This is a genomic window from Candidatus Bathyarchaeota archaeon, from assembly GCA_029882535.1.
Classification (GTDB): domain Archaea; phylum Thermoproteota; class Bathyarchaeia; order Bathyarchaeales; family SOJC01; genus JAOUKM01.
Genome location: JAOUKM010000068.1, coordinates 1 through 3,401 on the forward strand (window position 1 = coordinate 1; position 3,401 = coordinate 3,401).

6 protein-coding genes are annotated in these 3,401 nt (G+C 42.8%); 3 read left to right on the forward strand and 3 right to left on the reverse strand.

From position 1 onward, the window contains the following. A partial coding sequence (locus OEX01_09505; protein MDH5449218.1) for a glycerate-2-kinase family protein occupies positions 1-586 on the reverse strand: 586 nt, incomplete at its 3' end. A 37-nt stretch (positions 587-623) separates the two neighbouring features. Here OEX01_09505 and gyaR point away from each other — a divergent pair. Then, the gene (gyaR, locus tag OEX01_09510) at positions 624-1,619 is read left to right on the forward strand and encodes a glyoxylate reductase (GenBank protein ID MDH5449219.1); all 996 of its coding nucleotides are present in this window, start codon (positions 624-626) and stop codon (positions 1,617-1,619) included. Between the two features lie 111 nt (positions 1,620-1,730). On the opposite strand, the gene OEX01_09515 is transcribed toward gyaR, so the two are convergent. Together OEX01_09515 and OEX01_09520 are read right to left on the reverse strand one after the other, a co-directional pair. Further along, complete coding sequence (locus OEX01_09515; GenBank protein ID MDH5449220.1) at positions 1,731-2,108, reverse strand: hypothetical protein; 378 nt, start codon at positions 2,106-2,108, stop codon at positions 1,731-1,733. Between the two features lie 60 nt (positions 2,109-2,168). After that, the gene (locus OEX01_09520; GenBank protein ID MDH5449221.1) at positions 2,169-2,390 is read right to left on the reverse strand and encodes a 30S ribosomal protein S17e; all 222 of its coding nucleotides are present in this window, start codon (positions 2,388-2,390) and stop codon (positions 2,169-2,171) included. A gap of 351 nt (positions 2,391-2,741) precedes the next feature. Here OEX01_09520 and OEX01_09525 point away from each other — a divergent pair, with 351 nt between their 5' ends. Together OEX01_09525 and OEX01_09530 are read left to right on the forward strand one after the other, a co-directional pair. Continuing rightward, positions 2,742-2,963, forward strand: coding sequence for an NFYB/HAP3 family transcription factor subunit (locus tag OEX01_09525; GenBank protein MDH5449222.1), 222 nt, complete (start codon positions 2,742-2,744; stop codon positions 2,961-2,963). 168 nt (positions 2,964-3,131) lie between these two features. Continuing rightward, on the forward strand, positions 3,132-3,401 hold a 270-nt coding region (locus tag OEX01_09530), incomplete at its 3' end, for a hypothetical protein (protein ID MDH5449223.1).

Genomic DNA, 3,401 nt, shown 5'->3' on the forward strand with positions numbered 1-3,401 from the left:
TATCGGGTAAAGATACACCACTGCATGGTTGAGGCATCAGACTTGATCCTCCACCAGACAGCAAGCAAATTATGAAATCATTCTCTTTGGCTTGACTAGCCAAATCCAGCATGCGGCTTGCGCCTTTCACGCCCGAAGTATCGGGTATAGGGTGGCTAGCGTGCTGAAGTTTTACCTTCCGGGTCTTGTATAGAGGACCACCATAAGGCACATTTATGATCCCATCAGTTATCCGATCTCCTAAAAGTTCTTCCAAAGCTTCAGCCATATACCCGCTGGCTTTGCCTCCACCTACAACAAAGATGTTTCTGTACTCATTCAAGTTGAAAGAAAAGTTTCGAATTTTCAGTATATCTCTCTCCACCTTGACTTGAGACTTGATTATGACTTTAGGGTCTGCAGCTTCTAGGGCTGCGTTGAGAGCGTCTAAGGCTAGTTCCCGGGCCTTTCGATCAAGGCTTGACCTCGCATTTTTTAACAGCTCTTCGGCATTTCTTATAGTAACCATATCTATCTCACGCACGACGGCGATTCTTTTGTCAACCTCATTAATTATTGGCCGTAAGCGTAATAAGTTTGCGAGCATAACAAGAACCCTAAAAATACATAGAAGTGATAAGAACTTGTCAAAACCAAAGGTTTTCGTTACTCGTGAGATGCCAGAGCGAGGACTGCATGTTATTGAGGAAAGGTTTGACACTGAGGTTTGGCGAGAATATGCTCCTCCGCCTAAGAAGATCATAATTAAGAAGGCAGTGGAAGTTGATGCCCTAGCAACACTCTTGTCAGACGAGATGGATGCAGAAGTTTTCGATGTCGCGTCTAACCTCAAGATTGTTGCTCAAATGGCTGTTGGATTTGATAACATCAAGGTCAAGGAAGCGACAAAACGAGGAATCTATGTGACCAACACACCCGGCGTACTCACTGAAACCACTGCCGATTTCGCTTGGACACTCTTGATGGCGGTAGCCAGGAGAGTCGTTGAGGCTGACACATACGTTCGTTCTGGAAACTGGAAAGTTGGATGGCACCCAATGATGATACAGGGAAGAGACGTGTACGGGGCTACGATAGGCATAGTTGGTCTCGGAAGGATAGGCTGCGCAATAGCGAAAAGAGCTAAGGGCTTCGACATGAAAGCCCTCTATTACGATATCATAAGAAGACCCGACTTCGAGAAGGAGTACAACATGCAATTCACTGACATCGACTTGCTCTTTCAAAAAGCTGATTTCATAACCATTAACGCGCCTCTAACCAAAGAGACATACCATTTAGTTGATGAGAAGAAACTAAAGATGATGAAAAAGACGGCATACCTAATAAACAATGCGCGCGGTCCAATAGTCGACGAGAAAGCCCTATTCAAGGCCCTAAAGGAAGGTTGGATTGCAGGAGCTGGACTTGATGTTTTTGAACAAGAGCCAACACCGATGCAGAATCCCTTGCTGAAGTTTAACAATGTGGTTGTGGCACCTCATATCTCGAGTGCGAGTTATGAGACGCGTTCAAGAATGGCAGAAATGGTCGCCGAAAACCTGGTTGCATTCTTTGAAGGAAAGACTCCACCAAATCTGGTAAATCCAGAAGTTGCGAAGACAGAGAAAAAAGGTTGATAGATGTCGCGCACATCAACTATTGCAAAGATTTAGTTTCCCATGGTAAATGACGTGAGCGACGGACATGCTTTCATCTGCAATAGAACTATAAGACACTTAATGTAGAAATTAGTTAGTTTCTTTGCCAATGAAAAGTTCAACTATATCAGAGGCAATCTTGATTAACTCTTCGACTTGCTGTATTACAGATTCATAACCCGGTTCAGCGATCTGTGCCACTTGTTGTACCGTTCGTTCAATTTCAACAAGGCACCTTAAGATGGGATCTTCTATGAGCTGTTCTCTGTGCATTGCCTCACGAACAATTGTTTCTATGAATGCGGGTTCTCCAAGGCTGTAGTAAATAGCCATCTGAGCCTTCCGCACTGCTTCTAAGATTAGACTTGACGCCATGTACGGCGTCTTCTGTGCAGCTGTGAATTCTGCTTTGGCTTCTCTGAGATACCGCGAAGCCCATCCTGTTTGATAGTTATTTATCATTGACATATCTTGGGTGCCTCATCTTTTCAATGTGCTTTATGCAATAAATGGAACAAGATATAAAGCCTATTCTGCCTCCTCGTTTGATTGAGAAGTTTGGGCAACTTGCGTGGCTAGTATCCGAGTTACATAACCTGCCACTCGGTTTCTTAGCTTTGTTGAAGCAATATTTGTCACAGATTGAATAATTTCTTTGTTTTCATCAAAATTTGTAGTGAATTTATCTGCGTAACGTCTCAGAAGTTCTCGCGCTACCCTTTTCACATGCTCTGGTCGCACATTACCCAAACTTTCAGTTCTCCATTACGAGTGTGTCTTTGTTCCGTTTTGTTGTGATATAGAAAACGCATTCTCGTATGTTTCTTTTATTGTTTACGCTAACAACAATTGCTTGAGTATGCTGAATCAGGTATTTGTAGAGCCTCTGTCAGTGTGATAACATCAGGAATTTCCGTTTTTTCTTCTTCTTCATCAACACTGGAGAAAAGGTGTTTCTGGCTTTTCATTGTAGTAGTGTAGACCACTGGAAAAAGCGAGGACGTGTATCCAAATAGAAAAAGGAAGACGATGAGGTTTCAATATGACAAGCAAATTTTAAATAGTGGCTTAAACAAAAAAAGAGGCTAAGGAGGGGGTTGTATGGCAGACCCAGAGTTGGCTGTTGCCCCGATGCACAGAATCTGTAAGAAAGCTGGTGCCGAGAGGGTCAGTGAAGCGGCTGCAGAAGAGTTAGCCAAAGTTCTCGATGAAGTCGGTGTTAAGATCGCAAAGGAAGCCATAGGCTACGCTAAGCACGCCGGAAGAAAGACCGTCCAGAGAAAGGACATCAAAATAGCTGCAGAAAAAGTGATCGGCGAGTAAATCTATCCTACTTCCTCTATTTTTTGACATTTTTTGTCGTATGTCACAATTCGCGCGCCTTCTAGCCTGTAGAAAATCAGAAGCCCACAATTTTTTTTAACTTGATGATAAATTAGAAACCTAGATCTCTCACCAAAGTAGGAGCAAGTCAATGTGCATCTGGAAGAAATGAAGAATGAAATAGAGAGACTTGTTTTGGAGAAGGGGTTCTACAATAAGGCTGAGGATATTCCGAAAAAGCTTCTTTTTGCATTTATAGAACTAGGCGAAGCAAGCGATTCTTGGAAAAAGGGTAGAAGTGAAGAGGAAATAGCAGAAGAACTAATCGATGTAATATTCTACGTTTTGGATGCAAGCCGACTAGCATGTCCTTCAATTAATATGGATAAGATGTTTCAGAAGAAACTGGAGAAGAACAAGAGCAGGCCATTCCAGTAC

What these genes read in the sequence shown, in the direction of transcription:
- OEX01_09515 (MDH5449220.1), bottom strand. Translation starts at nt 2,108, where the DNA reads ATGTCAATGATAAATAACTATCAAACAGGATGGGCTTCGCGGTATCTC.
- OEX01_09525 (MDH5449222.1), top strand. Translation starts at nt 2,742, where the DNA reads ATGGCAGACCCAGAGTTGGCTGTTGCCCCGATGCACAGAATCTGTAAG.